Annotated in this window: 16 protein-coding genes and 1 tRNA gene; 2 read left to right on the plus strand and 15 right to left on the minus strand. The window is 59.6% G+C overall.

Features of this window, described 5'->3' with window-relative positions; genetic code table 11:
• Window positions 1-9: 9 nt before the first annotated feature.
• The 6 genes from pilB to rpsU all read right to left on the minus strand — a co-directional run bounded on the left by pilB (window position 10) and on the right by rpsU (window position 6531).
• Window positions 10-1731 carry a type IV-A pilus assembly ATPase PilB gene (gene pilB, locus GH659_RS04935; RefSeq protein ID WP_153109685.1) on the minus strand — a complete coding sequence of 574 codons (1722 nt, stop codon included), beginning with the start codon at window positions 1729-1731 and terminating at the stop codon, window positions 10-12.
• A 157-nt stretch (window positions 1732-1888) separates the two neighbouring features.
• Window positions 1889-1965, minus strand: a tRNA-Ile gene (locus GH659_RS04940).
• A gap of 10 nt (window positions 1966-1975) precedes the next feature.
• On the minus strand, window positions 1976-3928 hold the full coding sequence (gene rpoD, locus GH659_RS04945) for an RNA polymerase sigma factor RpoD (RefSeq protein WP_153109687.1): 1953 nt from the start codon (window positions 3926-3928) through the stop codon (window positions 1976-1978).
• Between the two features lie 52 nt (window positions 3929-3980).
• Complete coding sequence (gene dnaG / locus GH659_RS04950) at window positions 3981-5726, minus strand: DNA primase (RefSeq protein ID WP_153109689.1); 1746 nt, start codon at window positions 5724-5726, stop codon at window positions 3981-3983.
• A gap of 44 nt (window positions 5727-5770) precedes the next feature.
• Window positions 5771-6217 carry a GatB/YqeY domain-containing protein gene (locus tag GH659_RS04955; RefSeq protein ID WP_153109691.1) on the minus strand — a complete coding sequence of 149 codons (447 nt, stop codon included), beginning with the start codon at window positions 6215-6217 and terminating at the stop codon, window positions 5771-5773.
• Between the two features lie 101 nt (window positions 6218-6318).
• Window positions 6319-6531, minus strand: coding sequence for a 30S ribosomal protein S21 (rpsU, locus tag GH659_RS04960; protein ID WP_153109694.1), 213 nt, complete (start codon window positions 6529-6531; stop codon window positions 6319-6321).
• Between the two features lie 180 nt (window positions 6532-6711).
• Between rpsU and tsaD the strand changes: the two genes are divergently transcribed.
• On the plus strand, window positions 6712-7755 hold the full coding sequence (gene tsaD / locus GH659_RS04965; RefSeq protein WP_153109775.1) for a tRNA (adenosine(37)-N6)-threonylcarbamoyltransferase complex transferase subunit TsaD: 1044 nt from the start codon (window positions 6712-6714) through the stop codon (window positions 7753-7755).
• 30 nt (window positions 7756-7785) lie between these two features.
• Here tsaD and panC read toward each other — a convergent pair whose 3' ends face one another.
• Genes panC through hda form a run of 8 tightly spaced genes read right to left on the minus strand, consistent with a single transcriptional unit; the run spans window position 7786 to window position 13762 of the window.
• Complete coding sequence (gene panC / locus GH659_RS04970; RefSeq protein WP_153109696.1) at window positions 7786-8610, minus strand: pantoate--beta-alanine ligase; 825 nt, start codon at window positions 8608-8610, stop codon at window positions 7786-7788.
• A 26-nt stretch (window positions 8611-8636) separates the two neighbouring features.
• Window positions 8637-9449 carry a 3-methyl-2-oxobutanoate hydroxymethyltransferase gene (gene panB, locus GH659_RS04975; RefSeq protein WP_153109699.1) on the minus strand — a complete coding sequence of 271 codons (813 nt, stop codon included), beginning with the start codon at window positions 9447-9449 and terminating at the stop codon, window positions 8637-8639.
• Between the two features lie 3 nt (window positions 9450-9452).
• Window positions 9453-10106, minus strand: a complete 654-nt coding sequence (locus tag GH659_RS04980) for a deoxynucleoside kinase (RefSeq protein ID WP_153109701.1) — start codon at window positions 10104-10106, stop codon at window positions 9453-9455.
• A complete protein-coding gene (locus GH659_RS04985; RefSeq protein ID WP_153109703.1) occupies window positions 10103-10459 on the minus strand; it encodes a DMT family protein in 357 nt (118 codons plus the stop codon). Before GH659_RS04985 ends, GH659_RS04980 begins: the two co-directional genes overlap by 4 nt.
• Window positions 10456-10968 (minus strand): 2-amino-4-hydroxy-6-hydroxymethyldihydropteridine diphosphokinase, encoded by a 513-nt coding sequence (gene folK, locus GH659_RS04990; protein ID WP_153109705.1) that lies wholly within the window; start codon window positions 10966-10968, stop codon window positions 10456-10458. Before folK ends, GH659_RS04985 begins: the two co-directional genes overlap by 4 nt.
• A 23-nt stretch (window positions 10969-10991) precedes the next feature.
• Window positions 10992-12353 carry a polynucleotide adenylyltransferase PcnB gene (gene pcnB / locus GH659_RS04995; protein WP_153109707.1) on the minus strand — a complete coding sequence of 454 codons (1362 nt, stop codon included), beginning with the start codon at window positions 12351-12353 and terminating at the stop codon, window positions 10992-10994.
• Between the two features lie 44 nt (window positions 12354-12397).
• Window positions 12398-13063, minus strand: a complete 666-nt coding sequence (locus GH659_RS05000) for a histidinol-phosphatase (protein ID WP_153109709.1) — start codon at window positions 13061-13063, stop codon at window positions 12398-12400.
• A gap of 21 nt (window positions 13064-13084) precedes the next feature.
• Window positions 13085-13762: a DnaA regulatory inactivator Hda gene (gene hda / locus GH659_RS05005; RefSeq protein WP_153109711.1), complete on the minus strand. Its 678-nt coding sequence runs from the start codon at window positions 13760-13762 to the stop codon at window positions 13085-13087.
• A gap of 141 nt (window positions 13763-13903) precedes the next feature.
• Between hda and purM the strand changes: the two genes are divergently transcribed.
• Entirely contained in the window at window positions 13904-14950 is a 1047-nt protein-coding gene (gene purM / locus GH659_RS05010; RefSeq protein ID WP_153109713.1) for a phosphoribosylformylglycinamidine cyclo-ligase, read from the plus strand.
• A 105-nt stretch (window positions 14951-15055) separates the two neighbouring features.
• On the opposite strand, the gene GH659_RS05015 is transcribed toward purM, so the two are convergent.
• Window positions 15056-15409 carry a hypothetical protein gene (locus GH659_RS05015; protein ID WP_153109716.1) on the minus strand — a complete coding sequence of 118 codons (354 nt, stop codon included), beginning with the start codon at window positions 15407-15409 and terminating at the stop codon, window positions 15056-15058.
• Between the last annotated feature and the right edge of the window lie 167 nt (window positions 15410-15576).

The following is a 15576-nucleotide window of genomic DNA, read 5'->3' on the forward strand; positions in this document are numbered from 1 at the left end:
CTCAAGTGCTCAAGAGTTGGTATTGCCGAGTACTTCATCAAGAGATGTCAGCCCTTGTTTGACTTTTAATAGCCCGGAGCGGCGCAGGTCATTTACACCTTCTTTCCGGGCCTGCTCGGCGATGTCCAGTGATGTGGCATCGCCCATGATGAGGCGCTGGATCGATTCTGTCACCGGCATGACTTGGTATACACCGACGCGCCCCTTGTAGCCCGACCCCTTGCACCGGTCGCATTCCCCTGGCCCGTAGAGAGTCCAGCTGCCATCGAGTTCTTCTTCGCTAAACCCGGCGTTCAGCAGCGTCTCGACAGGAACGTCGACGGGGCGTTTGCAGTTGCACAGCCTGCGAACGAGTCGCTGGGCTGTGATGAGCAGAATGCTGGAGGCGATGTTGAAGGTCGGAACCCCCATGTTCATAAGCCGGGTCAGCGTCGCCGGGGCATCGTTGGTGTGCAGTGTGGACAGAACCATGTGCCCTGTCTGTGCGGCCTTGATGGCGATTTCAGCGGTTTCCAGGTCGCGAATTTCGCCCACCATGATGATGTCCGGATCTTGGCGCAGGAAGGCTTTCAGAGCCACCGGGAACGTTAATCCTTGTCTGTCATCGACATTGACTTGATTAATGCCGGGCAGTGGAATTTCGGCGGGATCCTCGGCCGTGGAGATGTTGATGCCCGGTTTGTTGAGGATGTTCAGGCAGGTATAGAGCGAGACGGTTTTTCCCGAGCCAGTCGGCCCGGTTACCAGAATCATTCCGTAAGGGCGCTGGATGGCGTCGAGCAGAACGGCTTTTTGTTCGGGTTCGTAACCGAGCGCATCAATGCCGAGAGTCGCGCTGCTTGGGTCGAGAATGCGCAGTACGATTTTCTCGCCATACATCGTTGGCAGGGTGCTGACCCGGAAATCGATCGATCGGCTTTTTGAGAGTACCAACCGCATTCGCCCATCTTGTGGGACGCGTTTCTCGGCGATATTCAGGCGGGAAATGACCTTGATGCGGGAGGCGATCTTTTCCTTGATGACGAGAGGCGGCGAGGCGATTTCGCGCAATATCCCGTCTACCCGAAAGCGTATCCGGTAGTTCTTCTCATACGGCTCGAAATGGATGTCTGACGCGCCGTCATTGATCGCGTCGAGCAACATTTTTTGGATGAACTTGACGACCGGTGCATCGTCGACGTCAAGGTTGGGGGCGGAGGCATCGTCTGTTTTTTCGGTCGCCTCTTCATCGGTGAAATCGAGGCTGATGTCCTCGCTGGCGAGGTTCTTGAGTGTTTCTTCGGCGGATTCCGATAGCTTGGCGACTAATGGAGAAAGCAGAGTTTCGTCGACGATCACCGGATCGACAGCCATTCCCGTCTGGAAACGGATTTCATCTAAAGCGCGCAGATTCGTCGGGTCCGCTATCGCGACTGAAATCCGGTTGCCGCGCTTGTGGAGCGGAATGACGCGGTGTGCTGAGATGAGTTTGCGGTCAATCGCCGATTTCTGTATGTGGGCTTCGTCAAAGGCGCCCAAGTCAAGCAGTGGGTGCCCAAAAGTGTCGGCGGCAAAGCGGGCCACTTCGCTGGCCGTCGATTTTTTGGAGCTGACAAGCTGTTCGATGAATGATGTTTTTGCCGCGTCGGCTTGTGCGAGCAAGGCTTCCGCTTCCGCCTCCCGGAGGCGTCCGGCTTGAACGAGCGCACGAGCAAGGCCGCTAAGGGGGGATTGTTGCGGGTTGGCTAGCATTGTGATTTTGTTGGCACAGGCAAGTGTAGTAGGTGATGCGAAGCGACCAAGCGGAAGTATGTCGGTTAGATGATGGATGGGGGGGCTGTATTTGTAAAGGCTAAACGTATAGCAAAAAAAACGGGCTAGCGACAGTGTCGGCTAACCCGTTAGGTTTTGGTGGGCCCGCAGGGACTTGAACCCTGGACCAAAGGATTATGAGTCCTCTGCTCTGACCAACTGAGCTACAGGCCCTTGAATAGAGTTAATTGTTCCCGCTGTCGAGGAAGCTACGTAGTTTGTCTGAACGGGACGGATGGCGCAACTTGCGTAGAGCCTTGGCCTCGATCTGGCGGATGCGTTCGCGGGTTACGTCAAATTGCTTGCCGACTTCTTCCAGCGTGTGGTCGGTGTTCATTTCGATACCGAATCGCATCCGCAGGACCTTGGCTTCGCGGGGCGTCAGTGTATCCAGCACGTCTTTGGTGATATGGCGCAGGCTGGAGAAGAGGGCCGCGTCGGTCGGAGCCAGCGTTGCCGAATCTTCGATGAAGTCGCCAAGATGCGAGTCGTCGTCGTCGCCGATGGGGGTTTCCATCGAGATCGGTTCTTTGCTGATCTTGAGGATCTTGCGGATTTTTTCCTCCGGCATGTCCATCTTCTTGGCCAGCGTTGCCGGGTCGGCTTCCACACCGGTTTCCTGGAGAATCTGCCGGGAGATGCGGTTCATCTTGTTGATCGTTTCGATCATGTGCACCGGGATACGGATGGTGCGGGCCTGGTCGGCGATGGAACGGGTAATCGCCTGCCGAATCCACCACGTGGCATAGGTGGAGAACTTGTAGCCACGGCGATACTCGAACTTGTCGACGGCCTTCATCAGGCCGATATTGCCTTCCTGGATCAGATCAAGGAACTGCAGGCCGCGATTGGTATATTTTTTGGCGATCGAGATGACGAGCCGGAGGTTGGCTTCGGTCATTTCGCGCTTGGCGCGTCTGGCCTTGGCTTCGCCAGTCGACATCTGTTTGTTGATATCTTTCAATTCCTTGAGCGGAATTCCGATGCGGTCTTGCAGGGCCAGCAGCTTTTTCTGTTCTTCCTTGATGTTCGGCGCGTTGCGGGAAAGAACAGAGGCGTAAGGTTTGCTTGTTGAAGCTTCGAGTTCTCCGTCGACCCAGTCGAGGTTGAGTTCGTTGCCCGGGAAAACCTTGATGAAATGCGGGCGCGGCATGCGGACGGTGTCGACGCAAATGCGCTGGATTTTGCGTTCGCAAGCCCGTGCTTCCTCGACCATGTGGCGCACCGTATCGCACAGGCGCTCGATGGTCTTCGAGGTGAAGCGGATGCCCATCATCTCTTCGGAGATTTTCTCCTGGTGCTTCAGGTACGTTTTGTCCTGCGAGCCTTTCTTGATGAGCACCGCATGTGCCTTGGTGTAATGCGACTTGATCATGGCAAGCCGGGCCAGGCCTTCTTCCTTCAGCTTTTGGAGCGACGCAGCGGCTGCCGCACCTTCGCCACCGCCTTCGCCGTCTTCATCGCCTTCCTCGTCGCTTACGTCGTCCTCAGGGAGGGCGACTTCTTCCAAAACTTCTTCGGCGTTGGGGTCGATCAAGCCGTCGATCAGCTCGTCGATGCGCATTTCATCGCGTTCGATCTTGTCGGCACAGTCGACGATTTCGGCAATGGTGGTCGGACAGGCGGAGATGGCCTGGATCATGTGCTTGAGGCCGTCTTCGATGCGCTTGGCAATCTCGATTTCGCCTTCGCGGGTAAGCAGTTCCACCGATCCCATTTCGCGCATGTACATGCGCACCGGATCCGTGGTGCGGCCGAATTCCGAATCGACATTCGAGAGCGCCTGTTCGGCTTGCTCTTCGACGTCGGTATCGTCTTCGGCGGCTGCCGGAGCGTTGTCGGACATCAGCAAGGTCTCGGCGTCCGGCGCCTCGTCGTAGACCTGAATGCCCATGTCGTTGAAGGTGCTGATGATGCTTTCGATCTGTTCAGCGTCGACGACATCATCCGGCAGATGGTCGTTAACTTCAGCGTAGGTTAAAAAACCACGCTCCTTGCCCAGTTTGATCAGCGTCTTGAGTTGCGTCTTGCGCATCTCCTCGTCGGCGAGATTCGGCTGGTTGCCGATTTGGGCCAGAATGTCCGAGGCTTTTGCCTTGGCCGACTTGCTTGTGGTGGTTGCCTTTTCCCTTGCCATGACCATTTCCCGGTTAGGGTTATACTGGAAAAACCTGAAATATTATCACAACTTACGCGCTTCTGTCTTGACTCGGTCGAGTTGCGATGGCTTGAAGATAAGCCTGCTTTTCTTCGCTGCTTAAGCCGGAGACTCCGAGCTTGGAGACTTTTTGCTGAAGGGCGGCGAACGCCCTTCTTTTTTCTGCTTCGGTCAGGCGCTCGATTGCCCCGGCAAACTCGCTGTCGACGTCGTCTTCGGCAAACGGGTTTTGCATTAGTTCAGCGGCTGCTTCTCGTAGCGTGCCTTCTTCCGGTGATCCGCGCAGTTTTTCGAGGAGTGCTGGGTACCCAGCGGAAGGGAGCGGGTTTTGAATGATTGCGCGGCACAGGGTGGAGATTGCTTGTGCCTCGGCGGAGTTGGTGGGTAAAGCCTCCAGCGGGAGTTGTCTGGCCAGTTCCGGCTTTTGCAGAAGCAGGCGGAGCAGCGGGCGTAGCAGCGATGGGGCCTGGCGTGGCGCTCTGGCCAATGCGGGGCGGGTGATCGGCTGCAGGTCGCACAGCCGCTCGACTTCGCGTTGGTCGAAGCCACTGGCCTCGGCGAGGCGTTTGACGAGTTGTAGTCGCAGTAAAGGTGTTTGCAAGCGGCCAAGCAGTGGCTTGGCGTCGGAAACGAGTTTGGCGCGTCCCTCGGCGCTGGTCATGTCGCATCGTGATGCCAGTTCCCGGAGCAAAAATTCGGAGAGAGGCGTGGCTTGTTTGATCAGGCGTTCAAACGCTTCGCTGCCATGGTTTCTTACATAGCTGTCCGGGTCTTCGCCTTCGGGAAGGAAGGCGAAACCGATGCTCTTTTTTTCCGGCAGGGAGTCCAGGCTGTTTTCCAGTGCCCGCCATGCCGCTTTGCGACCTGCCGTGTCGCCGTCGAAGCAATAGACGATTTGGTCGACTTGGCGCAGCAGTTTTTGCACGTGCGTTGCGGTTGTTGCGGTTCCGAGCGTTGCGACGGCGTTGCCGATGCCGTGTTGGGCCAAGGCGACAACGTCCATGTAGCCTTCAACGACGATTGCGGTGTTCTTTTCGCGAAGCGCTAAGCGAGCTTGCGGCAGTCCGAAAATCTCCTTCCCTTTTTCGAATAGGGGAGTTTCCGGGGAGTTGAGGTATTTCGGTTCGCCGTTCCCCAGGACGCGGCCGCCAAATGCAATGATCTCGCCCTTTTGGCTGGCGATTGGAAACATGATGCGGTCGCGAAAGCGGTCGTATAGGCGGCTGTTTTCGTTTTTGATCACCAGTCCGGTGCTTTGCAGTTCGCTCGCGGTGTAGTCGTCGAAGGCCGCGCCAAGGTTCTGCCAGCCGTCAGGGGCGTAGCCGATGCCGAATTTCTGCGCGATTTCTCCGCTGACGCCACGTTGCTTTAGATAGTTGATGGCTTTTTCAGAGCGCTTGAGTTGCTCGTAGTAGTACTTGGCGGCGCGCGCCATGGCGTCGGTGAGCGTTGTTGTTCGATATTGCCCCTGCGGGGCGTTGGTATTCTCTTCCGGCATCGGCAAACCGGCGCGGCTGGAGAGTTCTTTTATCGCGTCAATAAAGCCGAGTCCTGAATATTCCATCAGGAAACCGATGGCTGTGCCGTGGGCGCCGCAGCCGAAGCAGTGATAGAACTGTTTGGCGGGGCTGACCGTGAATGAGGGGGTTTTTTCGTTGTGAAAAGGGCAGCAGGCGGCGAAGTTTGCTCCGGCCTTCTTGAGTGGAACGTAGCTGTCGATCAGTTCGACGATGTCGATTCTGTGCAGCAGTTCCTGAATGAAGGATTCGGGAATCATTGACCTGCCGTCTGCTTCTCGGAATTCGCGAGCGTGGCGCTTCCTCAGCCGGCGAGTGCGGCTTTGACGAGTTTCGAGACCTCGCTCATGTCGGCGCGTCCAGCCAGTCGTGGCTTGACGATGGCCATCACCTTGCCCATGTCGCCAGCGCCTGTTGCTCCGGTTTCCGTGACGGCGGCAGCAACGGCAAGCGCGATCTCTTCCGGCGACAGCCCGGCCGGCATGTAGCTGGTTAATAGGTCGGCTTCAAATTTTTCCGCGTCGGCCAAGTCCTGTCGCCCGGCGTTCTGGTATTGCGTAATGGAGTCTCGTCGCTGTTTGAGCATCTTGTCGATGACGGCGGTGACGGCTGCGTCATCGAGCGAGATCTGTTCGTCAACTTCCTTTTGCTTGATGGCGGCAAGTAGCAAGCGAATGGCAGCCAGTTTTGCGCTTTCTCTGGCGCGCATGGCGGCTTTCATGTCGTCGTTGATGCGTTCTTTCAGGTTCATCGCGCAGATCCTGTTGAGAAGTGTTGTGTAACGAGGGGTTACAAGTGCAAAAAGCCGCCTATCTGCTGACAGGCGGCTGCGTGGTAATCCGCGACCTCGTATTAGTAGAGCTTGGGCGGCAGCGTTTGGCTGCGCATGCGCTTGTGATGGCGCTTGACGGCGGCGGCAAGCTTGCGCTTGCGCTCTGCGGTGGGTTTTTCGTAGAACTCGCGGGCACGCAGTTCGGTCAGAAGACCGGTTTTTTCAACGGTGCGCTTGAAACGGCGAATGGCAACTTCGAACGGCTCGTTTTCCTTCAGACGGATAGCTGGCATTAATTTGATCCTGATTTCAAAATTCGACGGATTACAACCAAGCCGAGGATTATAAACAAACCTCGTTGAGTTTGTCCAAATTAGTTTGTTGAAAAAAATCGGAAGAGATCGACGATGCAGTTACTCGCTTCATGGCAAAAGGCCTCCGGAGGCTTGTCTGGGTGCGGTAAAATGCTGCCCATGCTGATCCTTGGAATCGAATCCTCTTGCGACGAAACCGGCGTCGCCCTTTACGAAACCGGAGCTGTCGCTGGCAATCCGGCGGGAAGGTTGCTCTCGCACGCCTTGTATTCGCAAGTGCAGATGCACCAAGCCTACGGTGGCGTTGTGCCCGAGTTGGCCTCGCGCGACCACGTCCGGCGAACGGTGCCGCTGCTGCGCAAAGTGCTTGCCGAGAGCGGGAAAAGCCTTGCGGACGTTGATGCGATTGCCTACACGCAGGGGCCCGGGCTTGCCGGTGCGTTGCTTGTCGGTTCTGCCTTTGCCGAGGGCTTGGCTGCCTCGCTGGGCCTACCGGTCGTCCCCTTGCATCACCTTGAGGGGCATCTTCTGTCGCCGTTGCTTTCCGCTCGGCCGCCCGTCATCCCCTTTGTGGCGCTCCTTGTTTCGGGTGGGCACAGCCAGCTAATGCGTGTTTCCGGGATCGGTCGCTACGAATTGCTGGGTGAGACTCTCGATGATGCGGCCGGTGAGGCGTTCGATAAAACGGCCAAGTTGCTTGGGCTGCCGTATCCCGGTGGGGCGGCGCTGTCTGAATTGGCCGAGCGCGGGCGCCCGGGCGTGGTCAGCCTGCCGCGACCGATGCTGAATTCCGGTGATCTTAATTTCAGTTTCAGCGGGCTGAAGACGGCGGTGTTGGTCAAGGTGCAGGAATTGGGGGGGCTGGACGACCAACAGCGCGCCGATGTGGCGCGTGCCTTTCAGGATGCAATCGTCGAGGTGCTGGTCAAAAAGTCGATGCGCGCGGTCAAGGCGACGGGATTTCGGCAGCTTGTAGTTGCCGGCGGGGTCGGTGCCAATCGCGAATTGCGCAGACAATTGGATGCTAAGGCCGCCAAGGCAGGGGTCGAGGTCTTTTACCCGGAGTTCGAATTTTGCACGGACAACGGCGCCATGATCGCGCTGGCCGGCGCGTTGCGTTTCCAGGCCGGCTTGTCGATCAAACCGGCTGGATCTTTCGCCGTCCGTCCACGCTGGCCGCTGGCTGATTTGCAGGGCGCCTAAGTACGCGCCCTGTCTCTGCGTCAGGTCTTCCTAGATTTCGAGGTTGTCGATCAGGCGTGGTTTGCCGAGGCGGCTGGCCGCCAGGATGACCAGTGGAATGTCCGCCGATTGCGGCGGCTGCAGGTCTGCCTGCTGGCGGATGGCGACGTAATCGGTCTGCCAGCCATGGCTGTCCAGTTCGGCGGCCGCCTCTTTTTCAAGTTTGGCAAAATCACGTTCGCCTTGCAGCACGGCGTCGCGGATTCGGGTCAGGACGCGGTGCAGGCGCGGAGCCTCGGCGCGTTCGTCCGGGCTGAGGTAGCCGTTGCGTGAGGACAAGGCGAGGCCGTCCTCCGCGCGCACGGTTTCGCCGCCGACGATTTCGATTGGCAGGGCGAGTTGGCGAGTCATGTTGCGCAACACCATCAACTGCTGGTAATCCTTTTTGCCGAAGAGGGCGACGGCCGGCTGGACAATGTTGAACAGTTTGAGGACGACCGTGGCCACGCCTTGGAAATGGCCGGGGCGGAATTCGCCTTCAAGGAGATTCTGGATGGCCGGCGGATCGACCACGTATTCCTGCGGCTCCGGGTAAAGATCCTTCACTGTCGGGGCAAACAGGATATCGACGCCGGCGGCCTCAAGCTTCTGGCAGTCGGCATCAAACGTGCGCGGATAGCTGTTGAAATCCTCGCTCGGCCCGAATTGCAGCGGATTTACGAAAATGCTGGCGACAACGGTGTCGCCATGGGCGCGCGCTTCTTTCATCAGGGAGATGTGACCGGCGTGCAGATTGCCCATCGTCGGAACGAAAACGATGCGGCCGCGGTTTTTGAGGGCGGCGCGCAATTCGGGGATGGAAGAGTAAATTTGCATGGCGTTCGTGAAAATGTTTTTCGAGGTCAGTAACAATGTTCCGGGGCCGGGAAGCTGCCATCCTTGACCGCGGCAACGTAGGCAGCGAGCGCGCCGCCGATCGAGGTTTGACCGTCCATGAAGTTGCGGACAAAGCGCGGCTTTTTGCTGTCGCTGACATTGAGCATGTCGTGCAGGACCAGCACCTGGCCGGAGCAGTCCTTGCCAGCGCCGATGCCGATGGTCGGGATATGGAGTTGCTGCGTCACTTCCGCGGCGAGCGCGGCCGGGATGGCTTCAAGAACGATCATCGAGGCGCCGGCTTCCTGCTGGGCGAGGGCGTCGGCCAGGACTTGCGCGGCGCCGGTTTCGTCCTTTCCCTGGATGCGGTAGCCGCCGAGTTGGTGCACCGATTGCGGCGTCAGGCCGACGTGGGCGCAGACCGGAATGCCCCGGCGGACAAGGAATTGCGTGGTTTCGGCCATGTCGATGCCGCCTTCGAGCTTGACCATCTGCGCGCCGGCAGCCATCAGCCGGACGGCGCTGTGGAAGGCTTGTTGCGGACTCGCTTGGAAGCTGCCGAAAGGCAAATCGGTAATGATCAGCGGCCGTTGGCTGCCGCGCACGACGGAGGCGGTGTGGTAGGCCATGTCGTCGAGGGTGACCGGCAGCGTCGAATCGTGCCCTTGGACGGTCATGCCAAGCGAGTCACCGATCAGCAAAGTGTCCACGCCGGCGCATTCGCAGGCGCGGGCAAAGCTAGCGTCGTAGCAGGTCAGCATCGTGATCTTGTCGTTGCTGGCGCGCATTTTGGCCATATCGGTGTTGGTCAGACGTCTTGCGGGTGCGTGTGCAGACACGGGTCAGCCTCCCCTGTTGAAATATTCGCGATGCCCGCGCATGGCTTCGATGCGCTGGACGAGTAACTGGAAATCATCGTCGCTGTCGACGAAATTGAGATGTTCTGAATTGACCACCATGACAGGCGCGGCGTCGTAGGCATGGAAGAAGCGGGTGTAACCCTCGCCAAGCAGGATCAGATAGTCGTCGCTGATGCGCCGCTCCATGTCGACGCCGCGTTTGCGGACGCGGGAAACCAGCGTTTCCGGACTTGCCTGCAGATAAATTACGAGGTCGGGCACCATCGCCACTTGGGGTGACATCAGGTCGTAAATTTGCCGATAGAGCTTGTGCTCGTCCTCCCCCAGTGTCAGGCCGGCGAAAAGCGGGTCTTTTTCGAGCAGGTAATCGCTGACTAGCGGGCAAGGATAGGCGTCAAGTGCCGGCAGGTCGCGCAACTGTTCGATGCGCTGGAAGAGGAAGCTCAACTGCGTCTGGAGTGCGTAGCGCTTTTGGTCCTGATAGAAGCGCGGCAGGAACGGGTTGAGTTCGGGCTGTTCGAGCAGCGTGTCGGCATGCAGGTGTGCGGCGAGACGGCGGGCGAGGCTCGTCTTGCCGACGCCGATCGGGCCTTCGATGACGATGTGCCGGGCGGATTCGAGAGGGCTTTTTTTCATGACCGGAATACGAAATAAACGGCGCCAAGAATACACAGTGCCGCCCAGAGATAGTCAAGCTTGAGCGGCTGCTGCATGTAGAAGACGACGAACGGGACGAACACGGCGAGCGTGATCACCTCCTGCAGTATTTTGAGTTGGGCAAGAGACAGTTCGGTGTGCCCGATGCGGTTGGCTGGCACCTGCAAGAGGTATTCGAAGAGTGCGATGCCCCACGAAAACAGGGCGGCGATCCACCAGGCGCGGCTGCTCAGGTTGCGCAGGTGCGAGTACCAGGCAAAGGTCATGAAAACGTTGGAGGCGGCCAGCAGCAGAACGGTCTGCCAGATGACCGGGAGGCCAAGGATGTTCACGCGGTTTGCCTTTCGGCATCCGGCGCCGGGTTGTCGAGTCGCTCGATGCGTTGCGTCCTCACGGCAGGCAACCAGGCGGCGACGGTTCCCCGGCCCGGAATAAGGCAGTCCGGGGCGATTTCGGTCAGCGGCGCCAGGACAAAGGCGCGCAGATGCAGGCGCGGATGGGGGACCTGCAGGCCGGGAAGGTCGATGACTTCGTCACCATAGAGCAGCAGGTCGAGGTCGAGCGTGCGCGGTGCGAAATGATAGTCGCGGCGTCGGCCGAAATGCTGCTCGATATCGAGCAGCGCGGTCAGCAGCGCCGCTGCGGGAAGCGGCGTGTCGATGGCAGCGACGGCATTGATGAAGTCGGGTTGGCCGTCGATGCCGACCGGTGCCGTTCGGTAGAGCGAAGAGGTGCGCAGCAGGCGCGTCCCGGGCAGTTGCGCGAGCGCTTCGAATGCGGTGCGAACCTGGGCCGTCGGGTCGTCGAGATTGGCGCCAAGGGCAATGAAGGCGATGGGCATGCGAGCTCAGGCTTTACAGCGGTTCAAGCGGTCTCGTGACTGGCGCTGTCGCTAGTCGCCCCGTTGCTTTTGCGCTTGCGCCGCCGCCGTTTCTTTTTCTCATCCGGTTTTTGCGGCAGCAGCATCGCGGCGCGGGCCTCGCCGTCGGCGTTGGCAAAATCGGTCCACCACTGCGCGAGTGTCTCATCCACTTCGCCGGAAGCGGCGCGCAGCAAGAGGAAATCGTAACCGGCACGGTAGCGCAGGTGTTCAAGCACGCTGTAGGGGCGTTTGCCGGAGCGCTGTTCGAAACGGGGTTGCAACGCCCAGATGTCCTTGATGTCGGTGGCGATGCGGCGCGTAATGGCGAGCTTCTCGGCTTGCACGTCGAGGACGCTGTCCATCGCCTGGAAGAGTGCCGGGATCGGCCGTTCGCCGCCCGCTTTGATTGCTTCCCACTTGGTCAGAACCTCGTGCCAGAGCAATGTTGCGAACAGGAAGCCGGACGAGATCCGTTTGCCTTGGCGCACCCGCTTGTCGGTATTTTCCAGCGCCAGCATGACGAACCGTTCGCCGAGCGGTTGTTCGAAGATGACATCCAGTAGCGGCAGCAGGCCGTGGTGCAGTCCTTCCTCGCGCAATTGCTGCACGCATTTGACGGCGTAGCCGGAGGTGAGCAGTTTGAGCATTTCATCGAACAGCCGCGACGGAGGCACGTTTTCGATCAGGTCGGCGAGCTCGCGGATCGGGCGGCGGGTCGCCGGGTCGATGACCAGATCGAGTTTTGCCGCCAGCCGCACGGCACGCAGCATGCGCACCGGGTCTTCGCGGTAACGGGTTTTCGGCTCACCGATCATGCGCAGCGTTTTCTGCTTGAGGTCGGCGACGCCATGGTGGTAGTCGATGATTGTTTCGCTGGTCGGGTCGAAATACAGCGCGTTGACCGTGAAATCACGCCGCGCGGCATCTTCCTGCTGGCTACCGAAGACGTTGTCGCGCAGCACGCGGCCTTGGGCGTCGGTCTGCGCCTTATGGTTGTCTTGGTCGCCATGGTGGCCGCGGAAGGTGGTGACTTCGATGGTTTCCGGCCCGGCCATGACATGCACGATCTGGAAGCGGCGGCCGATGATGCGTGAGCGGCGGAAGCTTTGGCGTACTTGCTCCGGAGTGGCGTTGGTGGCGACATCGAAATCCTTGGGCGGGATGCCAGCCAGCAGATCGCGCACGGCGCCGCCGACAATGAAGGCCTGATAGCCATGTTGCTGCAGGGTTTCGACGGTGCGGCGGCATCCGGCGCTGATGGCTTCGCGCCGGATGCCGTGCGTCTTGACGCCGATCACGGCCGGGGTGCCGGCGAGACTGGTTGTCTTGCGTCCAAGGACGCGACTGATGAATTTTCGGATCATCGTGTTCTTTTTAAAGTTTTAGAAGCGCTGGCTATTTGCGCTGGCTATTTGCGCAGGCTGAGCACCGGCCAGCTGGAAGCGCGGGCATGGGCGTCGAGGCGGTGGTCGGGGTCTACGGCAACCGGATCGGTGACCATCGACAGTAACGGCAGATCGTTGAACGAGTCGCTGTAGAACCAGCTGCGCTCGAAGTTGGCCCAGCACAAGCCCATTGCTTCGAGCCAGTCTTCGACGCGGGTGATTTTCCCTTCGCGGAACGACGGCATGCCGCGTGGCTTGCCGGTGAATTCACCTCTCTCCTGCGCCGGGACCGTCGCGATCAGATGCGGAATGTTGAACTCGCGGCAAATCGGCCCGGTGACGAAGCTGTTCGTGGCCGTGACGATGGCGCACAGGTCGCCGTTGGCGAGGTGCTTGTTTACCAGATCCCGCGCTGCCGTGCCGATGATCGGCTGGATGCGCGTATCCATGAACTCGCGGTGCCAGGTGTCGAGGAGCGTGCGCGGGTGGCGGGCCAGTGGCTGCAACTGGAAATCCAGGAACTCATGGATGTCGAGCGTGCCTTCCTTGTATTGCGCGTAGAAGCGCTCGTTTTCCGCCGCGTGGACTTCGGGGTCGAGGACGCCTTTCGCGATCAGGAACTGCGCCCATTCAAAGTCGCTGTCGCCTGTGAGCAAAGTGTTGTCGAGATCGAAAAGGGCAAGATTCATGGCGGTCATTGCAGTGATTGATCAAGGTGTCGGGTTGAGGTCGGGGCCGTGCAGGACTTCGCGCAGCAAGGGCAGGGTGATCGCGCGCTTGTGTTCCAGCGAGTAGCGGTCGAGCGCCGCGATCAGCGCCGACAGACTGCGCATGTCGCGCGGTGCGCGCAGCAGCAGGTAGTCGAGCGCCTCCTGCGGCAGACGCAGGCCGCGGGCAGTCGCCTGCGCCATGAGCGCATCGATCTTCTCGGCGTCGGTCAGCGGCTGCAGCCGGTAAATGAGGCCGGAGCCAAGTCGCGTCCGCAAATCCTCGCGCAGGACGAGCTGTTGTGGTGGACGGCTGGCTGCCGTCAGCAGGCGTTTGCCCGTAGCGCGCTGACGGTTGAAAAGGTTGAACAGGGCAATCTGGCCCGCTGGACTGAGTGCCTCGACGTTGTCGATGGCGTGCAGGGGACAGGTTTCCTCCGGATTTTCGCCGAGAAAGGATAGGTCCGGGTCGGCGGCACCATCACAGTAGAGTCCGCCGCTGGCCCGCAGGAGGTGTGTTTTGCCGGCGCCGCTTTCGCCCCACAGGAACAGCGAGGGTTCGCGGTTGCCCGGTTCGAGCCAGGCGGCGATGCCGGTCAGCACCTCGCCGTTGCTTCCAGCGACGAAGTTATCAAGGCCCGGCGGAGTTTCGGGCTGGAGTTCGAGGATCAGTTGGCGCATGGAGTGGTTGCAGGGCACCGCACTTGGTCGTGCAGGCAGCGCGCGGGGCGTCTATTTCGGATAAAATTCCGGCTTTTCGAAAAGAAGCGGCGGATTTTATCACCTTCGCGCTTCCTCAAGCCTTGTTTTGGACGATTAAACATGACTCAGCAATCGCAGCAATCACTTTCCTACCGTGACTCCGGTGTCGATATCGATGCCGGTGACGAACTGGTCGAGCGCATCAAGCCGTTTGCCAAAAAGACCTTGCGCGAAGGCGTGCTGGGTGGTCTGGGCGGGTTTGGCGCGCTTTTCGAGGTGCCAAAGCGTTACCGTGAGCCGGTGCTGGTCTCGGGAACCGATGGCGTTGGCACCAAGCTCAAGCTGGCTTTTGAACTCAAGCGCCACGATACGGTCGGCATCGATCTCGTGGCCATGAGTGTCAACGACGTGCTCGTGCAGGGCGCCGAGCCGCTGTTTTTCCTTGATTATTTTGCTTGCGGCAAGCTCAACGTTGACACGGCCGCCGATGTCATCAAGGGCGTGGCCAAGGGCTGCGAATACGCCGGTTGCGCGCTGATCGGCGGCGAAACGGCGGAAATGCCGGGGATGTATCCGGAAGGCGAATACGATCTGGCGGGTTTCGCCGTCGGTGTCGTCGAGAAGTCGGGCATGATTACCGGTCGGGACATCATGCCGGGCGACGTGGTGCTCGGCCTGCCTTCTTCCGGCGCGCACTCCAATGGCTATTCGCTGGTGCGCAAGATCATTGCGCGCGCGAACCCCGATCTTGATGCGCCTTTCGATGGTGACCGGACGCTGGCCGATGCCATCATGGCGCCGACCCGCATCTACGTGAAGCCGATGCTGGCGCTGATGAAGGAGATGCCGGTCAAGGGCATGGCCCACATCACCGGCGGTGGCCTGACTGAAAACGTGCCGCGCGTGCTGCCCGAAAACGTGAAGGCCGTTATCGACCAGTCGAAGTGGCAGCGGCCGAAACTGTTCCAGTGGCTGCAGAGTGAAGGCAATGTGGCCGAGGGCGAAATGCACCGCGTGTTCAACTGTGGCATCGGCATGGTCGTCATCGTGGCGCGCGAGAATGCGGAAAAGGCGCTGGCTTCGTTGCAGGCTGCCGGAGAGAAGGCCGTCGAGATCGGCCGTATCGAAGCCCGTGCGGACGGTGAGGCGCAAACGATCGTTGTTTGATGCATAAAGCGGGATAAAGCCGCTGGGCCTTTTCGGGGGCGAGGGGCGTAGGGCGATGCAGGCGCTGTCAGGCGTGGGCATCGCCTTTTTCTTTTTCAGGCATGCTCAGGCTTTCAGGTCGATTGCCGGGAATGTCTGCGTCCGATCGGTTTTTCGCCGTCCCCGCGACAGGCGCGTATCGAGCAGTGTCGGCTCGCTGATTCGCCGTCGGTCATAACGGCGCCTTTCCTCTCCGGTGTAAGCCGTGTTTTCCGGTTCTGCCGGGCGGCGGTTGTTTCGCGAGTCGGTGGCGTTGGCCGGCGTGTTCGGTTTTTCCCGGGCCGGCTGGTGTGGTGCCTCTGCCGGACTTTTGCGCAAATGCGCGGTTTCTTCCAGCGGTCCGGTGCGCTGTGGGTCGGCCGCGGGCCTGGCGAGCTGCTCTGCAAGATAGAGCGGAGGTGTTTCGGGCGGAATTTTCATGGTGTTGCCTCTTGAACAACGCTTGCATGGTTGATTTATCGGTGCTTTTCTCCCCGACTTGATCGGATGCAATACCAAATTAGAACGAAAACGCCGGCGAAAAATCCTGTCCAGTAGTCAGATAGCTCCGCTACACTTCTTTTTTTTGCTGACCGGCCGGTCATTAG

Origin of the sequence: Propionivibrio limicola, from assembly GCF_009469695.1 — a bacterium.
Lineage (GTDB): Bacteria > Pseudomonadota > Gammaproteobacteria > Burkholderiales > Rhodocyclaceae > Propionivibrio > Propionivibrio limicola.

Excerpts from the sequence above, each read along its gene's own strand:
- purM (WP_153109713.1), top strand. The coding sequence starts at position 13,904 with ATGACTCAGCAATCGCAGCAATCACTTTCCTACCGTGACTCCGGTGTC.
- GH659_RS04955 (WP_153109691.1), bottom strand. The coding sequence starts at position 6,217 with ATGAACCTGAAAGAACGCATCAACGACGACATGAAAGCCGCCATGCGC.
- tsaD (WP_153109775.1), top strand. The coding sequence starts at position 6,712 with ATGCTGATCCTTGGAATCGAATCCTCTTGCGACGAAACCGGCGTCGCC.
- dnaG (WP_153109689.1), bottom strand. The coding sequence starts at position 5,726 with ATGATTCCCGAATCCTTCATTCAGGAACTGCTGCACAGAATCGACATC.
- rpoD (WP_153109687.1), bottom strand. The coding sequence starts at position 3,928 with ATGGCAAGGGAAAAGGCAACCACCACAAGCAAGTCGGCCAAGGCAAAA.
- pcnB (WP_153109707.1), bottom strand. The coding sequence starts at position 12,353 with ATGATCCGAAAATTCATCAGTCGCGTCCTTGGACGCAAGACAACCAGT.
- panC (WP_153109696.1), bottom strand. The coding sequence starts at position 8,610 with ATGCAAATTTACTCTTCCATCCCCGAATTGCGCGCCGCCCTCAAAAAC.
- GH659_RS04980 (WP_153109701.1), bottom strand. The coding sequence starts at position 10,106 with ATGAAAAAAAGCCCTCTCGAATCCGCCCGGCACATCGTCATCGAAGGC.
- rpsU (WP_153109694.1), bottom strand. The coding sequence starts at position 6,531 with ATGCCAGCTATCCGTCTGAAGGAAAACGAGCCGTTCGAAGTTGCCATT.
- GH659_RS05015 (WP_153109716.1), bottom strand. The coding sequence starts at position 15,409 with ATGAAAATTCCGCCCGAAACACCTCCGCTCTATCTTGCAGAGCAGCTC.
- pilB (WP_153109685.1), bottom strand. The coding sequence starts at position 1,731 with ATGCTAGCCAACCCGCAACAATCCCCCCTTAGCGGCCTTGCTCGTGCG.
- GH659_RS05000 (WP_153109709.1), bottom strand. The coding sequence starts at position 13,063 with ATGAATCTTGCCCTTTTCGATCTCGACAACACTTTGCTCACAGGCGAC.
- hda (WP_153109711.1), bottom strand. The coding sequence starts at position 13,762 with ATGCGCCAACTGATCCTCGAACTCCAGCCCGAAACTCCGCCGGGCCTT.
- folK (WP_153109705.1), bottom strand. The coding sequence starts at position 10,968 with ATGCCCATCGCCTTCATTGCCCTTGGCGCCAATCTCGACGACCCGACG.